We start from the raw sequence: 23,751 nt of genomic DNA on the forward strand, positions 1-23,751 counted from the left end.
TGATCGCTGCACCGAAAGACCAACCACCGATGCCAGATTCCTTTCCCTCCCGCCGTGCTGCCGCAATGACCGCGGTGGCCCTTGTCGCCGGCCTGGCGCTATCCGGCTGCGGTGGTTCGGGTCAGACCTCGTCGAACGGCGGGGGCACACCGGTCAGCGGCGGCTCGATCGTCTACGGCGCCGACCGCGAACCACTGTGCCTGGACCCGCACAACAACGGCGACATGCCGCAGACCTACGTCGCCCGGCAGTTCTTGGATTCTCTGGTCTCCGAACGCCGCGACGGCACGGTGGTGCCCTGGCTGGCCGATTCGTGGACCGTGTCACCTGACGGACTGACCTACACGTTCAAGATCAAGCAAGGCGTCAAGTTCCATGACGGCGAGCCACTCGACGCCGCCGCGGTCAAGGCCAACTTCGACCAGATGCTCGACCCCGCAACACAGTCGTTGACCGACGCCGGCTATCTGAAGCCGTACTATCAGTCCTCGCGGGCGGTGGACCCGGCGACGTTCGAGATCAAACTGTCCAAGCCGTATTCGGCCCTGCTGCCGGTTCTTTCGCAGGCGTTCTTCGGCATCGAGTCGCCCAAGGCCATGGCGCGGGGCCTCGGCGTCAACTGCCAGAGCCCTGTGGGTACCGGTCCGTTCAAGGTCAAGGAATGGGTCCACGGCCAGAGTGTCGAACTCGACCGCAATCCCGACTACAACTCCGCACCCGCCGACGCCAAGCATCAGGGCCCGGCCTATCTCGACCATGTGAGCTGGAAGTTCCTGGAAGACGGCTCGGTGCGGTTCGCCGCGGTGCAGGGGCAGGGCGCCGATCTCATCTTCAACCCGCCGCCGCAGCAGAACGCCGCACTCAAGAACGACCCGAACCTGACCCTGCAGGAATTCACTCACACCGGGCAGCCGAACGGATTCGCGCTCAACACAACTCGGGCGCCCTTCACCGACACCGCCGTCCGCCAGGCGTTCATCCACGGCGCCAACGCGGAGGCCGCCGTCAAGAGCGCATACCTGGGCGTCTTCAACTGGGAGCACGGCCCACTGTCGTCCACCACCCCGTTCGTCGACGACAGCCTCGGCGATTTCTACAAGCACGACCCCGACCAGGCCAATCACCTGCTCGATTCGGCGGGCTGGACGCAACGCGACGGTGACGGCTTCCGTACCAAGGACGGTAAGCAACTCACCGCGACAGTCGTGTACTCGTCCGACCCCGGCGACACCCCACCGGCCGACGTGACGCTCTACCAGGACATCCAGGCCGCGGAAAAGGAGATCGGCTTCAACCTCGTCCTCAAACCGATTCCGCAGGACCAGTACTACGCGGCGTTCACCGATCCGAATGCCTACGACGCGCTGGCCGGGGCCTACTGGAACAGCCCGACGCCCCTGGTGTTGTCGATCGTGTACTCCACGGACTCGCTGAAACTGGCGCCCGGCAACAACATGTCGTGGGTGCAGAATCCCGCCATCGACGGCCCGTTGCACGAGGTCGCGGCCTCGAACGAGCCTGAGCAGCAACAGCATCTGTACGACACCGTGCAGAAAGTGGTCGCCGAGAACGCCTATTTCCTGGGTCTGTATCCGCAGACCACGCGGCTGGTCAGCAAGAAGCGGCTCAAGGACGTCTGGATCGAACCCTCCGAAGGCGAACCCGTCCTGCATGACGCGTGGCTGGCACCGTGACCGACCTCGCGGTTGCAGCGCGCCGCACCCCGATCCGGGTGCGGCAGCTGGCCGGTCGGGTCGCCGGTGTCGTCGGCGTGCTGTGGGGTGCGGCGACGCTGACCTTCTTCGCGCAGAAGCTGATGCGCACCGACCCGGTGCTGGCGATCCTCGGCGGCGCCGGCGCCAAGCCCTCACCGGAGCAGATCGCCGCGGTCCGCGTTCAGTACGGGCTCGACCAGCCGGTGCTCTCCCAGTACCTGCACTACCTCGGTGGCTTGGTACGTGGTGATCTCGGCACGTCCTACAGCCGCAAACAACCGGTGACCGACATGATCGTGCAACAGATCGGCCCCACCCTGACACTCACCGCTGTGTCGTTGGCCGCATCGTGGGTGATTGCCGTGGCCGTCACCTTGCTGACGGCGCACCGGAGTCGGCCGGTCTCCGCGATCGGCTCGGCGGTGGAGACCTTCCTGGCCGCACTACCCCAATATTGGCTCGGCATCGTGCTTTTGGTGATCTTCGCCTTCCAGCTGCATTGGCTTCCGGTGGTCGGCGACGGCGGTTTCGACGGGCTCGTCCTGCCCGCATTGACCCTCGCGCTGCCCCTGGCGGGATTCCTCGGGCAGGTGACCCGCGACGAATTCTCGTCGGCACTCGAACAGCCCTTTGCGGTTTCGGCACGTGCCCGCGGGATGAGCGACTGGGGAGTGCGCTGGCGGCATGCTCTGCGCCATGCCGTGCTGCCGGGGCTCACACTGTCCGGTTGGGCGTTGGGTTCGTTGTTCTCGACCGCGGTGATCGTCGAGACCATCTTCGTCCGTCCTGGGCTGGGACGCATGCTCGTCGATGCCGTGATCGCCCATGACATGCCGGTGGTGATGGGCGTGACGTTGTTCGTCGCAGCGGTCTACGTGATCGCCAACGCCGCGGTGAATGCCGCATTCGGCCGGATAGATCCGCGCTTGCGACGGGCCAGCCGATGACCGTCAACATCGCGGACGCGACCGCCGTTCGGTCGACGCTGCACGTTGTGTCGGCGCGCGGATTCCGGCCGGCAGTATGGCTCTCGGCGCTGTTCCTGCTGCTGGTTCTGGCGTGGGCCGTCGCACCGGGGTGGTTCACCCACGAGTCCCCGTTCGACACCGACATCGGCGCTGCCCTGCAGGGCCCATCGCCGCAGAACTGGTTCGGCACCGACGCCTCGGGCCGCGACATCTACACACGCGTGGTTTTCGGCGCCCGCAGTTCGCTGCTGATCGGCACCGGCGCAACGGCTCTCGCGTTGGCCTTCGCGATCGTCTTCGGCTTCACGGCGGGTCTCGGCGGACGGATCACCGACGGTGCGATCAGCCGATTCCTCGAAGTCGTTCTGTCGATACCCGGCTTGCTGATCGCGTTGTTGTTCATCGCGGTGTTCGGGCCCGGCGTCGCGACCGAGATCGTCGCGGTCGCATTGGGATCCGCGGCCGGCTACGCGTGGATGGTGCGCGGGCAGGTGATCGCCGTCAAGGATTCGGGCTATGTCGACGCGGCGGTGGCGCTGGGGCACGCACCATCGCGGATCGTGTGGCGGCACGTGTTTCCCAATGCCATGCGGCCGTTGGTGGCGTTGGCGACGTTGGGTGTCGGGCAGTCGATCGTCTGGGCTTCGTCGTTGAGCTTCCTGGGGCTCGGTGTCGCGCCACCGGCACCCGAGTGGGGCGCGATGCTCGACGCCGGACGCGATTTCGTGTCGACGGCGTGGTGGCTGGAGCTCTTTCCCGGCCTTGCGATCGTCGGCTGCACCCTGGCCGTCACGGTGCTCGGCCGTCACCTGCAGCAGCGACTCGAAGGGCGCCTGACATGACCACACCATTGCTGCGCGTCGAAGATCTCACCGTCGCATTCGGTGCCCGCGACCCGCAACCTGTGGTGCGCGGAGTGTCGTTCGACGTTGCGCCCGGCGAGTGCTTCGCCATCGTCGGCGAATCCGGTTCAGGCAAGAGCGTCACCGCCCGCACCCTTCTCGGATTGACCGGTGCCACTGCGCATGTCAGCGCGGCGCGCCTCGAACTGCAGGGTCGGTCCGTACTTGGCAACCGGGATCGGGACTGGCGCCGCATCCGGGGCGCTCAGGTGGGTTTCGTGCTGCAGGACGCGCTGGTCTCGCTCGACCCGCTGAGGACCGTGGGCAGTGAGATCGCCGAGACGTTGCGGCTGCACCGATTCGGCGGGCGCTCCCGGCGACGCGAGCGGGTGCTCGAATTGCTGGAGGCGGTCGGCGTTCCCGAACCGGAACTGCGAGCACGCCAGTTACCACACCAACTTTCCGGTGGGCAACGCCAGCGTGCCCTCATCGCCTCGGCGATCGCGCTCGATCCTCCGTTGCTCATCGCCGACGAGCCGACCACGGCACTCGATGTCACGGTCCAGGCGCAGATCCTCGACCTGCTGCAGAGCATGAAAGACCGTGGTACCGGCCTGATCCTGATCAGTCACGACCTGGCCGTGGTGACCCGATTGGCCGATCGCCTCGCGGTCATGCGAAACGGTCTACTGGTCGAACAAGGCCCGGTCGCGTCGGTGCTCGCGCAGCCGGCCCATCCCTACACCCGGACCCTGCTCGACGCCGTGCCTGCCGCCCACCGCAAAGGCACACGACTGTCGGGCACGCCGGCCCGAGAGGTGGCGCCGGCGCCGCGCAGGGACGGTGTGCTGTTGGCCGCCGAGGGACTGCGGAAGGTGTTCACCGGACCCGACGGTGTGGAACGCGCTGCAGTCGACGATGTTTCGTTCACGCTCGGCGTGGGGGAGACGCTCGGCATCGTGGGCGAGTCAGGGTCCGGGAAGACGACGACGGCCCGGCTCGCGCTGGCGCTGCTGGAGCCCGACGCCGGAACCGTGACGCTGGCCGGTGAACCCTGGAGCGGTGTGAGCGAAGCGCAGCGGCGGTCGCGGCGCCGCCGGATCTCGGTGGTGTACCAGGATCCGCTGGGATCGTTCGACCCGCGCTGGACCGTGCGGCGCATCATCGAGGATGCGCTGCCCGCCGAGGTGTATGGCGATCCCGGCGCGCGGCGGCACCGCACGGCCGAGCTGCTCGCGGACGTCGGGTTGCCGGCCGAGCATCTAGGTCGGCGCCCACTGCTGTTGTCCGGAGGTCAGCGCCAGCGTGTGGCCATCGCCAGGGCGCTGGCCTCCGAGCCCGATGTCATCGTCTGCGACGAGCCGGTGTCGGCACTCGACGTGACGATCCAGGCGCAGGTGCTCGACCTGCTGACCGACCTGCAGCAGCGGCTCGGCCTGTCGTACCTGTTCATCTCACACGACCTCGGCGTCATCCATCACATGGCCGATCGAGTGCTGGTGATGCGTGGTGGCCGGATCGTCGAATCCGGCACTGCCGAGCAGATATTCGATGCGCCGCGCGACCCCTATACCCAGAAGTTGTTGGCGAGCCTGCCCAGGGCCGCCGAACCGCAATCTGTCTCCGGAGGCTGACATGACCCGACAGATCGTCCTCAACGCATTCGACATGAACTGCGTGGCACACATCGTCGCCGGTACCTGGCGACATCCCGACTCGCAGGCCGCGCAGTACAAGGATCTGCGGTATTGGCTGGACCTGGCGAAGTTGGTGGAGCGCGGGCTTTTCGACGGACTCTTCATCGCCGACGTGCTCGGTGTCTACGACGTCTACGGGGGTGGCCCCGAAGCCGCCTTGCGGTCCGGTGCGCAGGTCCCGGTGAACGACCCGCTGCTGGTCGTACCCGCCATGGCCACGGTCACCGAGCATCTCGGATTCGGCGTCACCGCTGCGACATCGTTTGAGCACCCGTACTCGTTCGCACGACGGATGTCGACGCTGGATCACCTCACCAAGGGCCGCGTCGGCTGGAACATCGTCACCGGCTACCTGGAGAGCGCCGCCCGCAACCACGGACTGGACACCATCACGCCGCACGCCGACCGCTACGACATCGCCGACGAGTACACCGAAGTGCTCTACAAGTTGTGGGAAGGCTCGTGGGACGACGACGCGGTCGGCACCGACCCGGGCCGCGCGGAGTACGCCGACCCGGCCAAGGTGCACCCGATCGACCACGAGGGCAAGCATTTCCGGGTGCCCGGCATCCACCTGTGCGAACCGTCGCCGCAGCGCACCCCCGTGCTCTATCAGGCTGGGGCTTCCAACCGGGGCAAGCAGTTCGGCGCCGAGAATGCCGAGGTGATCTTCGTCAGCGCGCCGACCAAGGAGGCGCTGCGAGAGACCGTCGCCGACATCAGGCGTCGCGCCGAAGCTGCGGGGCGGGATCCCTATGACGTCAAGATCGTCAACGGTCACGTCGTCGTCACCGGTGCCGATGACGCCGCCGCTCAGGCCCGCTACGCCGAGTTCCGACGCTACATCGACCCCGAAGGTGCGTTGGCATTGTGGTCGGGCTGGCTGGGAACCGACCTGTCCCAGTTCGACCTCGACGACCCGGTTTCGGTGACCGACAACGAATTCCTGAAATCCTCCGTGCAGAACTACGGCCAGGGGCAGTGGACCCTGCGCGATTTCGTCGACGCACACGCGATCGACGCCGAAGGCGGATTCAGCGTCGGAGGCCCGCAACAGGTCGCCGACGACCTGCAGGAGTGGGTCGAAGAGACCGACGTCGACGGGTTCAACATCACCAACGTCATCACGCCGGGCTCGTTTGTCGACTTTGTCGATCACGTCGTCCCTGAGTTGCAGCGCCGCGGGGTGTACAAGACGTCGTACGCCGACGGGACGTTGCGGCACAAGCTGTTCGGCCGAGGGCCACGGCTGCCCGAGACCCATCGAGCGGCGGGTTACCGCCGCGTGACCCAGGAGGCACAACGATGACCGTCACCACCATCGATTTGGGTGCGGATCGGCTGCAGGAGCTGTTCGCTGCTATCGGCGCGGGGGCGTTGGACCGCGAGCGCAGCGGTGAACGGCCCTTCGCCGCAATTGATCTCATTCGTGATGCCCGTCTCGGAGCGCTCCGGGTGCCCGCCGAAGACGGTGGCGGCGGCGCCAGCTTGCGCGAGCTGTTCGCCACGGTGATCGCCTTGGCCAGCGTCGATGTCAACGTCGCACACATCCTGCGTGGGCATTTCGCGCACGTCGAAGAGCGGCTGCGGCTTGGGGGTGAAGAACGTCAGCGTGTCATCGATCTGGCGCTCAGTGGCAAACTCGTCGGCAATGCGTCCACCGAATTGGGCACAACCACGGTCGGCGAGTTCACCTGGAAAACCCGGCTGACGCCGCAGGGAAATGAGTTGCGACTCGACGGAACCAAGTACTTCACCACTGGTACCCTCTACGCCGACTACACCGAGGTGCTGGCCAGCGACCACACCGGTGCCACCGTGCTGATCCTGGTGCCGACCGACCGGGCCGGCGTCACGGTCCTCGACGATTGGGACGGTATGGGCCAGCGTGCCACGGGAACCGGCACCGCCGTTTTCGACGATGTGGTGGTGTACCCGCACGAGGTGCTGCCGCTGCCGCCTGCGGCCGAGGGCAGTGACCCGGCGCCGATGTACCTGTCGGGGGCCTTCTTTCAGTTGTATGTAACTGCTTTGATCGTCGGGGTGCTGCACGCGTTGCGTGACGACGCCGTCGCGCACGTGCACCAGCGGTCCCGCAGCTTCGCCTGGGCGCCGACCGCCTCGGCGCCGGACGATCCGCTGTTGCAGCGTGAGATCGGCGAGATCGCGGCGGCGGCCTATGCGGCCGAGACGACGGTGTTGCGTGCCGCCGACGCCCTGGAACTGGCGTTCGACGCAGACACCGCAGGCGTGGATCCCGATCTACGGCTTGCGCACGAGGCGTCGCTGCAGGCAGCCCACGCGAAAGTTGTCGTCGACGCACTGGGCCAGAAAGCGGCGTCGCAGATCTTCGACATCGGCGGCGCATCGGTGGTACGCAACGTGCATCTGCTCGATCGGCACTGGCGGAACATCCGGACGCTCGCCTCGCACAATCCGACGTCGTACAAGGCGCAGGCGATCGGGGCGTATTACGTCCGCGGCACAGCGCTGCCGGGCAGCGGTTACTTCTAACTCAGCCAGATCCACAACTTCTGCGGCTGCCACCACATGTTGACGCGGGCCGTGCAATCCATGTCGGACACGTCGGTGTGGATCACGGTCTCGCAACCGCCGAGGATCTGGACTTTTTCACCGGCATGTAGCGCGTCAGCGAAGTCTGTGGCGAACACTGCCGGGCCGTCGGGGATCGGCGGGAACGTGAAATTGAAGTCGTCGCCCTCCAGCTGGACCCAGGTCCGGCTGAAGACGGTCTTGAATGCCGTGACGCGCTGATCGCCGCGGAGCACCCGGACGAACACGTGGTGGTCGAGCGAGATGGTCGCCGACGAGAGACCGAAGTTGTCGGTTCCGCGCACCCAGATCTGGTTGACCAGATTCTTCATGCTGATCGCGACATTGAGAAAGCCGGAGCTGGGCGCCTCGAAGTCGATACCCACCGACACGTCGCACCCGGCCCAGCGGTTGTAGTCGTTGATCTCGCCGAAGGTGTTGTCGTCGTGCCACGTGACGTCGTTGATGATCAGGCCCTGCGGCGGTGCCGTCGCCGACTGGTTCGATTTGATCGGGTCGGTGCCGGGGATGTCGGGGAATTCTACGATGTCCGACGCGGTGAACGGCGGCTCGAACGTCTGCATGCCGAACGCGTCGAGGTCCTCGGCCCAAGTCTGTGGATGCGCTCGGAGCCGGTCCGTGCGGTGTTCGGTGAGGCGCTCGTAGTCGCGCGAAAACTCTTGCCGCAGTTGCTGTATTGCGTGGTAGTTGGGGATCTTCAGGAGCGCTTGGCGCTTCTCGGCGAGTAGCTTGGCGCGGGTTTCGCCCATCGCGGTGGGGTCGCCGATCGTCATCGCCAACGAGTGTGCCCACGCCGTGCGGTGCTTGGCCCGCAGCTCGGCGAGCGCGGTTCTGCTCTCGGGCGTCAGCAGGGCGTGGACGCGGTCGTTGAACGCCCGCCGCAACCGGGCGATTTCCTGCGTCCGCTCCTGCATGACACGGTTCGTACCACACAGCGGGATGCGAGTTGTGACGAATGTCACGGAACCGCTACGATTTGGCGTTCTTACGTCCACGTCAATTCAAGGTCAGGTTGCCATGCTCGTCCGTGCGTTCCTCGTCGTTGCCGCCATCGCTGTCGCCGGCACCGGTCTCGCGCCCATCGCCGCCGCGCGGCCCTACGCCAACTGCACCGAGGCGCACAAGGACGGCCGATGGAACATTCCGCAGGACGATCCGGCCTACTGGTCGGGTGGCGACCGTGACGGAGATGGACTCGCCTGCGAGTAGTGGGCGCGCTTTCACGCGCCTTCGTGGAAGATGCCACTGAGCAGTAGACGCTGCTCTCGCGTCGTACGAAGGGCGGAATCCATTGGCCCGATCTCGCCATCTGGTGTGGCGCAGTCTGCGCATGCTCCGCCCGGTCCGCGGGCTGCTCGTCGTGCTCCTGCTGCTCGGGGTGGTGGCGTCGGCGTTGCCGTACCTCACCGTCGCGGCCTTCGGGCCCATGATGCAGGTGGTGGCCGACGCCGGTCGCAGTGGAAACCTCAGCGGGGTCTGGGATTTACGCGGGCCTCTGGTCGCCCGCGACAACGGTCTGCTGCGGTCACTGGCGGGTTCGGTGCCGTTCGCGGTGATGCTGGCGGTGTGGGCCGGTTCGCTCCTACTGGCCCAAGGCATGTACTTCGTCAACGCGTGGGTCGGCACGAAGGTCGAGCGGGCGCTCGTGGTCGACATCCGGCAACGCGTGCACGACCACATGCAAACCTTGTCGCTCGATTTCTTCACCGGATCCCGCAACGGTGAACTGATCCAGCGCGTCACCACGGAATCCGCTGGTGTGCAACGCCTTCTGACCGACTGCCTGCTGCCTCCCGTCATCGACGCCGTGGTGCTCGTGGTGGTGATCGGGTATCTGCTGGCCATCTCGTGGCAGATGACCGTTGCGGCATTGCTTCTCACGCCGCTGGCGCTGCTCGTCCTGAGATTCGCGGGCCGCCAGGTGCAAGCCGTGATGCGCCGAGTGATGAATGCCAACCGCACCATGGCCTCCGAGGTGGAGCAGACTGTCAGCGGTATCGCCGAGATCCAGCTTTTCAACGCTCAATCCCTGCGCAGCAGCAGGTTTCGTGCCGCATCGGAGGATGCCGCCAAGAGCGACGCCGACTCGGTCGTGTGGATGCAGGCCACCGTGAACGGCTCGCAGATCTTCGTCGCCCTCAGCACGGTCGTGGTGCTGATCATCGGCGTTGCCTACAGTGCGACGTTCGGCCTGACATTCGCCGGGCTCTTGGTGTTCGCGGGCATGGTGCCGACGATGTTCGGTGCGGCGCAACGGGTTCTGGGTGCCTACACCACCTACCAGTCCGTGGCGCCGAACGCCGCGGCAACCTACGAGTTGCTCGACACCCAGCCCACGGTGCACGAACCCGCGGACGCCGTCGACCTCGGGCACGTGCGCGGCAACCTGGTCTTCGAGGACGTCGCGTTCGGCTACACCGCAGACCGACCGGTGCTCGACGGACTGTCGTTCTCCGTCGCCGAGGGCGAGACCGTGGGCATCGTTGGCGGCATCGGGTCGGGCAAGTCGACGGTGTTCAACCTCGTGCTGCGGTTCCTCGACCCCCAGCGTGGGCGGATTCTGCTCGACGGTCATAACATCACCGGTGTCACGATCGCGTCGCTGCGCGACGAGGTGTCCAAGCTTGCGCAGTTCCCGTTCTTCACCAAAGACACCATCCGCGAGAACATTCGGCTGGCTTCTCCGTCGGCAACCGATGCTGAGATTCAGGCGGCATGCACGCTGGCCCACATCCACTCCGTCATCACCGATCCCACGAAGCTGGCCGACGGCTACGACACCGTCGTCGACGTGCAGGTGCCGTCCGGCGGGCAGAAGCGCCTCATCGCGCTCGCGCGCTGCCTCCTGCGTCGGCCTACCGTGCTGCTGCTCGACGAGCCGACCGAGAACCTCGACGCCGACGAGCGCGCCAGGCTCATCGGAGTGATCCGCGGCTATGCGAAGCAGCGCACGTGTCTGGTGATCAGCCACGACATGGACTTCATCGCCGGTGTCGCCGACCGCATCCTGGTCCTGGAGAGTGGCCGGATCACGCAGTCAGGTGACCATGAGTCGCTCTTGGCGGAGGGTGGGTTGTATCGGCGGTTGTATGAGGCTGGTGCGGTTGTGGGGTGAAGTCTTGGGCGGTCTCGTCTCGGCCTCACGGTCGGCGCCTGGCGAAGGTCATCACGATGTCGCGGATCGGCTCTTCTCTAAGAGCTCCCCACTGCGGGCCGACCGCGAAGCCGGCATCGGTGGCGACGAACCGATAGCCCGGCAGATCGCGACGCGGGGTGAACGGAAACTTCATGTGCCACAACCGTTCCGCGACGGCGACTGCCGCCTCGGTGGGCATCGGCCGGTCAATTCCCAGCGGTATGCAGATGTCCTGGGTGTGCACCAGGATGTCCATCAGCGGGTCGACTTCGGCGGTCATCGGTGGGCGTCTTCTCGAACCGGCCATGGCGCGCAGTTTTGCGGTGATTTCCTGCGGGGTCTGCGTGTCATCGACCGCCGCACGGCGGACCATCGCGTCGAAACGGAAGCCCGACTTCAGCGCCCCCAACACCAGCTCCTTGCGGCCGATGTGTGACTGCGTGATGTGGACCGCGACATCACGCACCGTCCAGCCGTCACACAGCGACTGTGTCGCCCACTGTTCCGGGGTCAAAGTGTCGAGCAGATCGGCAAGTGCAGTTCGCTGCTCATCGATCGTGCGCCAGATCGCGTCGGAGTCCATGCTGTGAACGGTACTGAGGGGCGATCTTCGTGGAGCCGATGACGGGAATCGAACCCGCGTATTCAGCTTGGGAAGTATTTTCTGGCGCGCCGGGGCAACATATCGGTGCTGGTCGGGACAGGCGCGAACCGGGCCGGACCAGCCCGAACCGTCCCGGATCGGGCCGGTGGCATCTTCGCCGCGCTGGTAGAGCAAACGCGCCATCGGGGGTACCGCCGGGGTACGGCAGGCCGGTTCGAACGACTGTTCGCTCGCACTCGACACCAAGGTGCCCCGATACGGCGCGAGCCCCGGCAGCGACACAGTTGGGGGCTAGGAGAGGTCCCGTCTGCATCGCCGCCAGGGTTCGCTGGCGGTGTTGGTCCTTTACTGCCTAGCGTGGCAGCTCGTGGCCGTTCGAGTCAGTGCGTGGGCTAGTGCCGATGTAGCGGCCGCCCGCGCTTGGCGGCTGGCCTACGAGCTGCGGCGGCTCCAGGCCGTAGCCGTGGGAGAACTCGCTCTCGCCCGGTGGCGGGAAGTCGTTAGCGTCGAGACTGGCGAGCCGGTTCTCGGGCATTGCTAGATCCCGATTCCGACGGGCTCGATGCTGGTGGGTGCGGTGTAGCTGCCGGAGGCCTTGACCTGGACGACGCACGCCGCGCCACGGTGCCGCGTACCTACACCAAAAGTCCTCTGGTAGAAGCTGTCGACCAACGGGTACTTACCCGCACCCGGGATTACGCGTAGCCCTTGGTATGTGGGGTCATCCCACTGCCGCACGACGATCGGGTTGCTGGGGGAGTTCGCCCCGCCGGACGCCACCACCGCCACGTAGCCTGCGGGCACGTACGCGTGCGAGATCACCCAGGCTCGCCCGTACGACCCGGCAACCGGCAGGTTCCCGTAGCTGGCGGGAGCCTGCGCGCCGACGATGCTCTCATTGGTCATGAATGCCGGGGCCGACGTCGACGGCACAAAGTCGTACTTGGCCTTGATGCCGGTGGCCGACTCCACCCCCGCCCGCCAAGACGCAATGACATCGCCTTCAGCCGGGTTGCAGAGAATCAGGAGCTGCGAGCCCGGGGCGACGCCGTAGCCGTGGTGGGTGACGTGGTTCATGGCGTCTTCCACGTCGGCCGAGTCCAGTCCGCTGCCCTGGCTGATGAAGTAGTGGGAGTGGTTCCCGTCGAACGCCTGCCCCATGTACGGCGGAGGCACCACTCCGTCCCCGTTCCACAACCCGAACACCCGGCGCGCGTGCTCGTTGGTCAGCTCCTGCGGATCGAACAGCCGCTTGAGGATGGAGCCGTTGATGAGCGCGTTGTCGGCGACCATGATGCTGTTAGCGGAGTCGTAGATCTGCTTGGCCGTAGCCGACCGGAGAAAGCGCCATGTGAACGACTCCCGGCGGTCAAAGTCCTTGAGCCGGTAGCCCAGCGGCAGAGCTGTCGGGGTACCCACCGACGTGGGCACACCGAACTCCGAGGCCTCTTCCATGGTGGCCTGCACGATCCCCTGCGGAATCGCGTCGCCGGTGTCGGTCGTCCAGAACGACAGGACGCTGGCGAGCGCGGAACGCTGCTTATTGTATTCGGTTGTGGCGGCGGTGATCTTGTCCCAGATCACGTTGAGGTCGATCCCGTCCTTGCTCTTATTGACGAGGACGTCGCCTTCGGTCTGGTATCCGCCCCGGTTGTCCCGGCCCGAAAGGCCAACAGCCGCCAGTACTTCGAGGAAGCTCGGCGTGAGCGCGCGAGTAAGCGTCATTGCAGTTCACTCCTAGATCGGTTGTGTATCAACGGGTCCTGCGAGTGACCTCTGATTGACCCTACTCGGTGCTAACAGACCCGGGCTACAGGGTGAGTGCGGGATCTGTTGCTTTGGAACGGGATTAGGCCAGTGTTGCCCTTCGGCGAAACGCAATTGGGTCGGTATTGGCGTAGCGTTGATCGGTAGGAACGAACGCGACCAGAGAGGCAATTCGCTTATGTCCAAGATAATTCCGGCTCCACCGCCAGACTTGGAGTTGTCGCCCGTACCGAACATTCGCACCGCAGCAGCCGCCGCAGAGTGGATTACCGGGACTCTCGGCATCCCCGTCACCGAGCGCTACGTCCGCGTCAAGACTAACGAGAAGCTGATCCGGTACTCCATCATCCAAGGCGTCCGTCACTACTCGTCGCAGGCCTTGTACGAGTTCATCATGTCCACACAGAAGGAGCACCGCCATGGCCGCTAACGATCGAGACGACTTCGACTGCAAGGGAACTGGCTCGGACGACCTGCACGAGTTGCTGATTGCGGCGCGGCTCAAGATGGACTGGACGCCGCTACAAGACGCAGTCGCCGACGCCGGGGCAGAACAGATCGACGCCGCGATGCAGGAAGCCGAGCGTTACGACGACCGCACGCGGTTCCCTCTGCTGAACAACGAGACCGTTCGGGCTAAGGTGCGCGACACCCTCGACGCGATGCGAGCTGTGCGGGCGCTGGGATCTGAAGCGGAGACGTTTGTGGCACCACAGGAGCCTGCAACGAGCGCGTTCGGGTCAACACAGACCTTGCCGCAGTACTTCGACCCGGACGACCCCGAGAGCTACCGAGGGTTGTTCGGGCTTGTGGTGGGGAGGCCGGACCGGGTGCACGTGCTGCGGGGCGGCTACACGCCCGCGAACTGGATCATGGCAGAGCTCGGCAGCGGAGTTGGGTGCGGGTGGCGCGGGCCGGACTGCCTGGACTTCACGCGCACGGGCCTGACCTTCTCCTGCGGTCAGCACCTGGTGCTGGTGCCCACATGCCACAGCTGCGGACCGTGGTTGCTCGCGGGCGGGGCGGACGCGTACCAGACCCCGGCCTAGCAACGCGTCCGCGCACAACGCCTCTGCACGGGCGGCTGCATTTTTGATAGTGTGGACGGACGAGCATGTGGAGATGCTCTGACGGCGCTGAGGCCGGAACCGACCGGGGTTCCTCAGTCAGCGTACGAGTCCACACCTCGGCCGTACATTGCGTTCGCTTGGGTAGGCCGAAAGTTAGCTGCAACAAACGCGTTGCAGTCGCTTTCGGGCCTGCCCATTTTCGTTTGGGCTTTCTGGGAAGTGGCTGCAACCACACCCTGGAAGGAACAACAACATGGGATATGTACCTACCGCCGCAGATCTGCGCTACGAGACTCCCGCGCCTCCATTAGATCTGAACATTGAAACCGAATGGTCGTGCAAGAGCGACGGTCCAGGTGTGCCATGTCTGCATTCCTTGGTGATTCGGGGCCGGTCGGATGGCAGCACCACTACGCTGGACGATCTGCATGCGGAGTTGAGTTCCATCACTGCGCAACTGGCAGAGCAGAATCCAGATTACTGCAACGACTATCTCTGGTTCGAGCTGAAGGTGACCACGGCCGGAGAGATCGAATCGGTCGGGTAACACCCACGTACAGAAGCAATCCCGACGCGAGGCTGGCGGTGTGGCTATAGCTGCGCCGTCGGTCTCGTCGTCGTGCCTCTCGTCCGCCTCTCGACAAACCCGCAGTAGCGCAGGCGAATTCGTCTCTCCGGTTGGGTCGCGGCCTGGCGTACCGTAACGGTAACGTTCGTGAGCGGGGAGGCATAATACGTTGTCCTGCAAGACAAAACACCTCTGGAAGGAACTGGAATGACCGATGAACAGATTGGACACGTCCGAGACGATGATCTCGGCGACGTGCTGACTCTGGGCCCGATGCACAAGACCGACGACGCGGTGGACTACCTGTATCGCACATTCGGAATCCCCGACGTGACCGCAAGCACGCTCACCAAGGCGCGCAAGCGCGGTGAGATTGTGGCGTCGGTGTTTGGACAGAGCGTGGTGTTCGCCGAGCGCGACCTAAACGCGTGGGTGGCGAGCCGGTACGGCAAGGCCAGTGAGCGCTATGCATCACGGGCCGAAGCCATGCTCGGGAATCAGCACGCCGTCAAGGGCAATCGGGGCGCTCGTGCCGCAGGGGAGGCGCAGTGAGCAGCAGGAGACGTGCAGCGAGTACGCCGAAGAGCACGTTTGTGCAACGAGAGCGGCCAAGCGCGAAGCCAAAGCCGATAAGCGGGAAGCAAAGCGCACCAAGGATTCTGATGGAGCGAGTGAGAAAACATCAGAGGCCGCAACGTGATCGGGACGTCAACTGGGCCGGAGAAATGCAAAGAGCCGGGGCAAGCTCACCTCGCAAGTGAAACCCCGGCTCTTCTGCAACAACCTCTGGAAGGTAACCCATCTGAGCAAGAAAGGCAGTATCTATGGTAGCCCATGATGGCGAGCGAGGGCCATTCAGATCCGCCAATCAGCAGTACCGCCAACGTGGTTGGCTTGGAACAATCCCTCTGCCCAAAGGCAAGAAGCATCCCCCGCCCAAAGGCTGGACAGGTCGGAATGCGCAGCATCCCAGCGACGAGCAGATCAGCGAGTGGTGCGAGACCGGACGCTTCGACAAGCACGACGTCGGCAACATCGCTCTGCATCTCGGACCGACCCCGGACGGCAAGCATGAGGTCATCGGCATCGACGTCGACGACTACGGCGATAAGCACGGCGGCAAGGAACTCGAGGAGCTCGAAGCCAAGAACGGCCCACTGCCGGCCACATACATCTCTACGTCGCGAGCATTGCCGAGTGGCATTCGGTTCTACCGGGTGCCCGTGGGGTACGCATTTATCGGCAAGGCCGCCAACGGAATTGACATCATCCAGCGGGCACACCGGTACGCGGTGGTGTGGCCGAGCTGGAACCCCGACTCGCAGGCCCGTTACGGATGGCTGGACGCCGACGGTAGGGAAATTGCTGCGCCGGAGGGACTTCCGAATGTGGGTAGGCTGCCGATCCTGTCGCCACACAGCCCGAAGACGCGGAAGTGGTTCGACTACCTCACGCGTGGTGGGGTCAAGGACCAAGGCCAACCCATGGACATGGACTCGACAAACGACGAGATCAAGGACTGGGCTCTCGCGACGCTGCCGGGCGGTGAGGACACCCCGCCATGTAAGCGGATGCAGAAGGCGTTGGGCAAGTGGCTTTCCCGGATCACGGACGAGGAGAGCACCCATGACAAGATCACTGGTGCACAGTGGGAGCTGGTGAATCTCGCTGTGGAGGGCCACGCCGGGTGGTATGTGGCGTGCACGGCGGCCGGCAATACCTCAGCCCACAACACCATTCAGGTGCGGGGTAAGCGCGGCATCAGCGAGTTGCGCGGTGAACTCGGGCGCGGGCTGTGGGGTGCCCTCCGCAGCGCCAAGGGCACGCTGGACGAGGGGCACGCGCTACCACCCCGGTGCTTGTGTGGCGACGAGGACGCACAACGGCTGATTAAGGAGGCTTTCGCCGAAGGTGGGGCCTGGCGCCTGGGTGTCTCCAGGCCCTGGGAGGACTTCGGCCAAGAGGAGTTCTGGTCGGTCAGACCGGAACTCGCGCGTCTGCGGGAGTTCGCCCAAGCACGCGGTGCTGGGCCGTGGTCGACGCTTGGCGCTGTGCTGGCGCGAGCGATTGCAACGATCCCGCCGAACGTAGTGTTGCCGCCGACCATCGGCGGCGAGGCCAGCGTCAATCTGTTTGTCGCACTGGTGGCCGAGTCGGGGTGGGGCAAGGGTGCATCCGAAACGGCGGCCAAGGCATTCCTAGACACCGCTGTCGATCCGTTCGAGGCGACACTCGGTAGTGGTGAGGGGCTGCTCAAGCAGTACGCCTACAAGAGGCGCGTGAAGGGCCAAGAGCCGGAACAAGTGAATCTGCGGAATGCAGTGGCCTTCACTGCACCCGAAATTGACACGGTCGCCGCTCTGTCAGGCCGCAGCGGATCCACGTTGATGCCGGAGCTACGCAAGGCATGGATGGGGGAACGGCTTGGATTCGGTTGGTCGGACACAGAGAAGGCCGTTGCGCTCATGGCCCATCGCTACCGAATGACGATGATTGTCGGCGTCCAACCAGGCTGCGGCGGCACCTTGCTCAAGGACGCGGACGGCGGTACACCACAGCGCTTTGTGTGGTTGTCGACGGCGGACCCCAATGCGCCGGAGGAAGATGACCGGCCTGAGGAACCCCTTCCGTTGCGTCTGCCAGCTTGGCCTGTCGCGAGCGAGCCGGACGAAGGTGTTTCCGAAGATGAAGACGCTTCCGAGTCTGTGGAGGAGAGCGGCGGCGTCCGACTGAAATTTGCAAACGTCAAGGACGGCTACGAACTTGACAAGCCCGTACCCCGCCACAGATTCCATGTGCTGGGGATACCGCCAGGCGTGGCCGTCGCCATCCGCGCCGAACAGCGGGCAAAGCTGCGAGGTGAATCGACGATCAGCGCCTTGGACTCGCATGCGATGCTCGCCCGGTTGAAGATCGCGGTCGGATTCATGTGGTTGAACGGCCGCACCGACAAGGTCAACGAAGAGGACTGGGCTTTGGCGGGAACTGTTCTCGCAGTGTCGAATGCGACACGCGACAAGGTGCGGTCAGCGCTGAACTTGAACACAACCAAGGCGGCAGAGGCGGCAGGGCGACGCGACGCGGAGCGTGAGGTTGTCAAGGAGGACCTGCTGCGCGACAAGAAGATTGCGCGCATTATCGAGCGTATTCGAACAAAGCTACGCGCCGACAACAACCAGGGCAAGGCGAAGCTGAAACGACAGTTTGGTCCTGACAAGGACTTCTTCGATGAGGCGCTGACGCGTCTTGTAGATGTCGGTGACGTGGATCTGAAACCGATTGAGTACAACGGACGGCCCGGCCATGCTGTGTGTCTGAAGGAGGGCCGATGAGCGGCTCAATTCAGAGGGGTAGAGGGGTAGGCGTGTACCCCTCTGGGGCGGAGAACCAGAAAAACCGGGATTCTAAAACCCCAGGTAGTCGTAATTTAACCATTCCCCCGTATCGCGCGGAGCGCCGGGTCTCGCGCCCCAGAGGGGTAATTCGTACCCCTCTACCCCCCTGGCCAGAAATTAGTGGCCCAGACGTAAGCAATTGCAAAGAAAGGATTTTGACCAATGAGCGATGAATTGATGGATGAATTGATGGATGAACTGATGGATGAAGTGATCGAGACACCACAGGTGTCGAGAGACCGGGAGCCTTCGGCGCGTGAGGAGTTCGAAGACGACCACCAATCGGCCGAGTCGGACGAATCGATCGACACGGGTGAGGAATCGAGAGTGGCAGGCGTGCAGATTCCCGTGAAATACACAAGTGACGAGTGGTGGGCGGCGAATCCCACGAAGCAGCGGTGCGTCGCGCATCGCAAGAACGGTGAGCAGTGCCGGAAGGTTGCGATTGATGGCGCGACGGTCTGCCGGACGCACGGTGGGGCTACCCGCCACATTCGCCGCAAAGCGCGCCAGCGTCTTGAGGAAGCCGCCGATCGTATGGCCCGGGAGCTGCTGAAGATGGCGACGGACGATGGTGTGAGTGATTCGGTGAAGCTCCAGGCGATCAAGGACGCCCTAGACCGGGCGGGGATGAAGGCTCCGGCGCACGTGGAGCTTGAGGTCGGTCCGAGCAAGCCCTACGAGGATCTGCTGGCTGGTCTGGTGGCGTCGGAGACCGACGTGGTCTGGGCGGACGTGAGCCGTGCGGAGAGCCGGGCGCTCCGTGGAGAGCCGGACACACCTGGCGTCCCCGAGGAGTTCGCCGTGGCGGGGTACGACCGCGCGGCAGCCGCACCCGAAGGCGAGATCGTCGACGCGGAAGTCGTGTCGGACCGGTACAGCCACAGACCGCCTCGGACTGCGCCTGGCGGTGCGGCATCACCGCAGGAGCGCACCAAGGACCGACCTGCCTGGGCCGAGGACCATTGCGCGCCCACCGGGGCAGGGAACGGACCCCGCACACCCGGCAACGGCGGTACGGGGCTGATGACGATTGAGGAGGCCAACGAGCTGCTGCTCCAGCAAGAGCGTGAGTACAACCTGCGGACGCAGCGGTCTCGACGCGACTGGTAGCAGCGAATTGCTCGCTCGGAGTGCAAGAATCGAGATTCGGACCGTGGTCCGGTTGGCGTAGCTTTAAGGGGGTGGTAACGGGGAAAGGCCCCAATCACGGTTGCCACCTCTACGGAAGGGAGACGCGATGAGGGTCATCGGGTACATCAGGGTCAGCACAAAAGACCAGGGGCAGAACGGATTTGGTCTTGACGCCCAACGTAAGTCGTTGGAGCAGTGGTGTATTGCACGAGGTCACCAGCTGCTGACGGTGACGTCGGACGTGATGAGTGGCGGTAAGTCTGCTCGGCTCCACGGTCGCGAGGTCGCGATCAACGCGCTGGAGAGCGACCTGGGCGACGCGCTGTTGGTCCGAGCCTTGGACCGTGCGAGTCGTGACAGGCTCGACGCCGCCAAGCTCCAGAAACGTGCGGAGGACTTCGGCTGGCGGCTCTTGGACTGCGACGGAGCTGACAGCTCCGACACCAGCACAGGGCTCACTGCTGACGTCCGGCTGGCAGTGGCGGTGGAGGAGCGCCGCAAGATCAGCCAGCGCACCAGAGAGGGCATGGAGCGCGCACGCGCCCAGGGCACCCGGTCGGGCAGGCCCATCGGCAGACCCAAGCAGATCGACCCCAAGGCCGAGCGTCGTATCCGCGTGATGGCGGGGAATGGCATGGGTCCGAGGGCCATAGCCAAAGCCCTTGAGGCAGAAGGTTATATGGCACCGCGTGGCGGGAAGGCGTGGAGCCACTACACCGTGCGCGACGTGATCGCTCGCCAGCGGAAGGCCAAGACCAATTCCTCAGCGCGCGAAGGAGTGTCAGCATGAGCGACGTTGAGTGTGACTTCTTGCAGCCGATGCATGACCTGGACTGTGACGTCAAATCTGTTGCGGCAGATGGGGATCGTAGCAGTGGCACGCGTGGCAGTGCAAGGGTCGATCCAGCAGTAGCACAGCGGATTGTGGAGATGACGCGGGATGGGTTGAGCACCAAGGCGATTGCCGACCGGCTGACTGCTGACGGCGTCTCGAGGACAAGCCTGGCGGCAACGTCTCAATGGACCAGACAGGCGGTGCGTGGGGTACTGGCGAGAAATGAGCTTCCGGTTGAGCGATTCGTCAGAGTGCAGCCGGTGCACGGGCATACCCAGGCCGCTGAGCTGGACTGGCGGTGGGCCAGTCTGGACAGCTACATCAACGGTCTGATCGCTGAGAGGGAGCGAGCGGCGCAAGAACCGCCGCCAGAGCCTCAGCGGCACTCGGAGGTTTACCTCGAGCCGGTGGACTTCTCCGACGAGCAGCTGAGGTGGTGGTAAGCCATGGCGCGTATCCAGAAGCGGACCCGTGCCGACGGCCAGACGGTGTACGTGGTGAAGTGGAGGACCCCAGACGGCAAGGACCGCAGCAAGGGCGGGTTCCGCACCAAGAAGGCAGCCGACGCCTACGCCACTCGCCAGGCCGAGGCAAAGCTGCGCGGGGTGGAGTTCGACCCCAGTACAGGCGGCACCACCTTCCGGGAGGTGGCCCAGGGCTGGCTCGCCAGCCGCCACGACCTCAAGCCCACGACGCTCGAAGGGCACCGCTATGCCCTCGCGCCTGCTGCGTCCCGACGCGGTGACGGCAAGACCCTTGGGATTGATGCAGTGTTCGGCGGATACCCGCTCAACAAGATCACCCGCACCTACATCTCTGACTGGGTGCAGCGGCTGGTGTCGGCCGGCAAGAAGCCCTCCACTGTTCGGCACGCGTACTTCCTGGTGCGGATGGTGCTGGCGCAGGCAGTAGTGGATGGACGACTGGCGGTGAACCCTGCCGACTACGTAAAGCTGCCCGGTGAGCACTCGGCCAGCGGTGGAACGGCGGGAGTGGTTGACGACCCGGACCAGTTCCTCACTGCCGCTCAGGTTTCCGCCCTCGCCGGGGCTACACCCTGGCCCTACAACGTGTACGTGCACGTGGCGGCATGGGCGGGACCGCGCGCGGCTGAACTGTGCGGGCTACAGCTGGGAGATGTGGAGTTGCCAGTGGTGAATCCGGTGCGGCCGAATGCCGCCACAAAACCCGGCGTCCTGCGTGTGGAGCGGACGGCGCGGGTGATCGGTTCGGAGATGCACTACCTCACGCCTAAGACGAAGGGCTCGCGCCGCCGGATACCGCTCACCGAGCAGACCACGATGCTGCTGCGGGACTACCTAGCGAAGCACCCGCGTCGGTCTGACCCGACGGCTCCGATGTTCCCGGGGATGGTGCTGAAGGCGATGCGGCCTACGGGCGTGCGCGCCACCACCGCAACCGGCGAGCCGGACGCTCAGGCCGCAAAGCGCGTCGCCCGGAGACAAGCCGACGCCCTGGCGGACCTGTCAGTTGAGGAAGCCGAGACGCGGTTGGAGCTGAAGTGGGACGAGCCGCTTCGACACGCCACGTTCTACAAAGCCGTGTACCGGCCTGCGGTGCTCCGGGCGAACCGAATTGCAGCCGGTACCGGAGACCGAGCCGCACTGCTGTCGCCGGAGCTGAAGTTCCACTCTCTCCGCCACACGTACGCGTCTTTGTGTGTGGCAGCTGGGATCACGCCGTTGGAGATCGCCCGATTCATGGGCCACGCCAAAGTCACCACCACGCTGGCGGTCTATGCACACTTGTTCGAGGACGACCACGCCGACGCGATGGCCGCCCTCGGCGCGATGAGTCGCCTTGTCAGCGATTCGAATATCGTCCAGCTGTGGCAGCGGCGAGGGTAGATTCCAGGATCTCTCCTGTTTTACGCTCGGCGCATTCGCGTGCATCTTCTAGGTCGTCTAGGTAGGAATTGACCTCAACCGAAAAGTGACGACGTAGAAAGGCACGTCGCCGAGCTTCGGCGAATTCGGTGTCTTCACGCTTGGGCATTTTCGGGTTCCTTTGTGGTTGTGTCTGATGTTCTAATACTAGCACCATGTGTCAAATGCCAGGTGGGATTGAGGGCGTTGTCGAAATAGTGTTTTCGATTTAGCCAAACGAAGCCGTCCCCGATTGAGATGAGCGCAACGTCTATTGCTCCGCCCACTGTATTCTGCTGATGGATACTCATCCGCTGCCGTAAGGAAGTTAGGTTCACCAAACTCTCGGCCAAAAGACCCAATTCATCTTTTGGCAACATCGCCACACTTGCCCGCATCGGTTTTCGGAAGTTTTCTTCCTCCAGAGTGTTCATCGACTGTCCAAATTGTCCGATCTGGTTATTCGCCATTTCTTCGAAAATCTTCGCGGCCTTTTCGATGTCGTCGCCGGTGAATCCGGCAGCCTTGAGCTTTTCGCGGGCTTGCGTGGGCACTTCGGAAGCGGACCAATCCATCCACTCGGTCACGACCGCAGTACGGACCTCATCGGTTATGCCGTGAACCCATCCCTTGGCGGGGCTGTCCTGGGCGAAGGTATCCCAGATGCCGGGTTTCGCTGCCGTTATTGACTTTAGGACTCCGTTGGAGGTTAGTAGCTCGCCGCGAAACCGCGCTGTTATATCGAGCGAGACCATCGTGGGAAAGTAGTCCCTGGTTCCGAATCCGGCGACAACCAACCCGCTGCCGGAGTTACGGTGGACATCCTTGGTGAGCGCTTTTATTGCAATGTCACGGAGACGCTTGCGCTGGTTAATTGTCGATGTAATGGAGTTGCTCTCCAGCAGCTTTTCAACGATCGTCAATGTGGATTCTTTGAAATCTGCGGAGATCGCAGCTTTCGCCGTGTCACTGATGTCTAGATCTGTCGAATTGTCGATCGCTTCGGCCCAGTAATCCGTTATCGCATTGAGGGCTTCCTTCATGTGCTTTCGAATTATCGTCCCATTGTTTCTAACCAGTTGTTGTGGCCAATAAACCAACTGTGAAATCACTGAAGCGGTAATCTGGGACGCCGAAAGTTGCAGTGCAGTAGCGATTTCGTCGTCAGGTCGCAATAGATCGTTGTGCGTGGCGATGTATCCGAGAAAATGGTCCGCATAGTCGGGAACATGAGAAGCAGTGAATCCGGGATTCTCCTGGCGGTACGCCTTGATAATGGTTTCCCACGGAGTGCTGTTGACTTCGGCCGAGTTATAAACCATCACTCCGATGTTGGAGCCTTTAATCAATTCGAAGAGCTTGTTTGCACCTTCGTAGGTTTTGGACCGCCCTGGGCGGTCAGCCCGCCCAATGGTCACGGCGCTATCGGCGGCTAGCGCGACCGCCGAACGGTTCATGACGATTGCTTCAGCGGTCACTGCGCTCCCTCGTTTGCGTTGACACTGTGAGAGGAACGTACCGGCTGTTGGTGGTACTGGCGTGCAGATCTTCAAACGTCGG

Annotated in this window: 21 protein-coding genes; 17 read left to right on the forward strand and 4 right to left on the reverse strand. The window is 64.1% G+C overall.

Annotated features, from left to right (window positions below; all coding sequences use genetic code 11):
- Nucleotides 1-65: 65 nt before the first annotated feature.
- From RMCB_RS17340 to RMCB_RS17365, 6 genes are read left to right on the forward strand one after another with little or no spacing between them, the layout of a single operon-like run.
- On the forward strand, nt 66-1,694 hold the full coding sequence (locus tag RMCB_RS17340) for an ABC transporter substrate-binding protein (protein ID WP_062829750.1): 1,629 nt from the start codon (nt 66-68) through the stop codon (nt 1,692-1,694).
- Nucleotides 1,679-2,662, forward strand: coding sequence for an ABC transporter permease (locus tag RMCB_RS17345; protein ID WP_234792153.1), 984 nt, complete (start codon nt 1,679-1,681; stop codon nt 2,660-2,662). Before RMCB_RS17340 ends, RMCB_RS17345 begins: the two co-directional genes overlap by 16 nt.
- The gene (locus tag RMCB_RS17350; RefSeq protein ID WP_062829751.1) at nt 2,659-3,525 is read left to right on the forward strand and encodes an ABC transporter permease; all 867 of its coding nucleotides are present in this window, start codon (nt 2,659-2,661) and stop codon (nt 3,523-3,525) included. Before RMCB_RS17345 ends, RMCB_RS17350 begins: the two co-directional genes overlap by 4 nt.
- Nucleotides 3,522-5,159, forward strand: coding sequence for a dipeptide ABC transporter ATP-binding protein (locus RMCB_RS17355; protein WP_062829752.1), 1,638 nt, complete (start codon nt 3,522-3,524; stop codon nt 5,157-5,159). The genes RMCB_RS17350 and RMCB_RS17355 overlap by 4 nt, the downstream gene beginning before the upstream one ends.
- Before the next feature lies 1 nt (nt 5,160).
- Complete coding sequence (locus tag RMCB_RS17360) at nt 5,161-6,531, forward strand: LLM class flavin-dependent oxidoreductase (protein ID WP_062829753.1); 1,371 nt, start codon at nt 5,161-5,163, stop codon at nt 6,529-6,531.
- Entirely contained in the window at nt 6,528-7,736 is a 1,209-nt protein-coding gene (locus tag RMCB_RS17365) for an acyl-CoA dehydrogenase family protein (RefSeq protein WP_062829754.1), read from the forward strand. The genes RMCB_RS17360 and RMCB_RS17365 overlap by 4 nt, the downstream gene beginning before the upstream one ends.
- On the opposite strand, the gene RMCB_RS17370 is transcribed toward RMCB_RS17365, so the two are convergent.
- Entirely contained in the window at nt 7,733-8,710 is a 978-nt protein-coding gene (locus RMCB_RS17370; RefSeq protein WP_131805546.1) for a hypothetical protein, read from the reverse strand. The two genes, RMCB_RS17365 and RMCB_RS17370, sit on opposite strands and share 4 nt — an antisense overlap.
- Nucleotides 8,711-8,813: 103 nt before the next feature.
- Between RMCB_RS17370 and RMCB_RS17375 the strand changes: the two genes are divergently transcribed.
- Nucleotides 8,814-9,005, forward strand: a complete 192-nt coding sequence (locus RMCB_RS17375; RefSeq protein WP_029366853.1) for an excalibur calcium-binding domain-containing protein — start codon at nt 8,814-8,816, stop codon at nt 9,003-9,005.
- Between the two features lie 121 nt (nt 9,006-9,126).
- Nucleotides 9,127-10,911, forward strand: coding sequence for an ABC transporter ATP-binding protein (locus RMCB_RS17380; protein ID WP_062829756.1), 1,785 nt, complete (start codon nt 9,127-9,129; stop codon nt 10,909-10,911).
- 25 nt (nt 10,912-10,936) lie between these two features.
- Here the strand turns inward: RMCB_RS17380 and RMCB_RS17385 are convergent, their stop codons facing one another.
- Nucleotides 10,937-11,515 (reverse strand): maleylpyruvate isomerase family mycothiol-dependent enzyme, encoded by a 579-nt coding sequence (locus RMCB_RS17385; RefSeq protein WP_062829757.1) that lies wholly within the window; start codon nt 11,513-11,515, stop codon nt 10,937-10,939.
- Between the two features lie 558 nt (nt 11,516-12,073).
- On the reverse strand, nt 12,074-13,261 hold the full coding sequence (locus RMCB_RS17395; RefSeq protein WP_063979632.1) for a hypothetical protein: 1,188 nt from the start codon (nt 13,259-13,261) through the stop codon (nt 12,074-12,076).
- A gap of 220 nt (nt 13,262-13,481) precedes the next feature.
- Here RMCB_RS17395 and RMCB_RS17400 point away from each other — a divergent pair, with 220 nt between their 5' ends.
- The 9 genes from RMCB_RS17400 (at nt 13,482) to RMCB_RS17440 (ending at nt 22,173) form a co-directional block, all read left to right on the forward strand.
- Nucleotides 13,482-13,733, forward strand: coding sequence for a hypothetical protein (locus RMCB_RS17400; RefSeq protein WP_062829759.1), 252 nt, complete (start codon nt 13,482-13,484; stop codon nt 13,731-13,733).
- Nucleotides 13,723-14,352: a hypothetical protein gene (locus RMCB_RS17405; protein ID WP_062829760.1), complete on the forward strand. Its 630-nt coding sequence runs from the start codon at nt 13,723-13,725 to the stop codon at nt 14,350-14,352. The genes RMCB_RS17400 and RMCB_RS17405 overlap by 11 nt, the downstream gene beginning before the upstream one ends.
- A gap of 274 nt (nt 14,353-14,626) precedes the next feature.
- Entirely contained in the window at nt 14,627-14,920 is a 294-nt protein-coding gene (locus RMCB_RS35870; RefSeq protein WP_131805547.1) for a hypothetical protein, read from the forward strand.
- 228 nt (nt 14,921-15,148) lie between these two features.
- On the forward strand, nt 15,149-15,493 hold the full coding sequence (locus RMCB_RS17415) for a helix-turn-helix domain-containing protein (protein ID WP_062829762.1): 345 nt from the start codon (nt 15,149-15,151) through the stop codon (nt 15,491-15,493).
- Between the two features lie 272 nt (nt 15,494-15,765).
- Nucleotides 15,766-18,273: a bifunctional DNA primase/polymerase gene (locus RMCB_RS17420; RefSeq protein ID WP_062829763.1), complete on the forward strand. Its 2,508-nt coding sequence runs from the start codon at nt 15,766-15,768 to the stop codon at nt 18,271-18,273.
- A 225-nt stretch (nt 18,274-18,498) separates the two neighbouring features.
- Complete coding sequence (locus RMCB_RS17425; RefSeq protein WP_062829764.1) at nt 18,499-19,449, forward strand: hypothetical protein; 951 nt, start codon at nt 18,499-18,501, stop codon at nt 19,447-19,449.
- Nucleotides 19,450-19,576: 127 nt separating this feature from the next.
- A complete protein-coding gene (locus tag RMCB_RS17430; protein ID WP_062829765.1) occupies nt 19,577-20,260 on the forward strand; it encodes a recombinase family protein in 684 nt (227 codons plus the stop codon).
- Nucleotides 20,257-20,748 (forward strand): recombinase family protein, encoded by a 492-nt coding sequence (locus RMCB_RS17435; RefSeq protein WP_109784324.1) that lies wholly within the window; start codon nt 20,257-20,259, stop codon nt 20,746-20,748. Before RMCB_RS17430 ends, RMCB_RS17435 begins: the two co-directional genes overlap by 4 nt.
- A gap of 3 nt (nt 20,749-20,751) precedes the next feature.
- Entirely contained in the window at nt 20,752-22,173 is a 1,422-nt protein-coding gene (locus RMCB_RS17440; RefSeq protein WP_062829767.1) for a tyrosine-type recombinase/integrase, read from the forward strand.
- A gap of 134 nt (nt 22,174-22,307) precedes the next feature.
- Here RMCB_RS17440 and RMCB_RS17445 read toward each other — a convergent pair whose 3' ends face one another.
- A complete protein-coding gene (locus RMCB_RS17445) occupies nt 22,308-23,669 on the reverse strand; it encodes a hypothetical protein (protein ID WP_131805548.1) in 1,362 nt (453 codons plus the stop codon).
- Between the last annotated feature and the right edge of the window lie 82 nt (nt 23,670-23,751).

It is taken from the genome of Mycolicibacterium brisbanense (assembly GCF_001570425.1).
Lineage (GTDB): Bacteria > Actinomycetota > Actinomycetes > Mycobacteriales > Mycobacteriaceae > Mycobacterium > Mycobacterium brisbanense.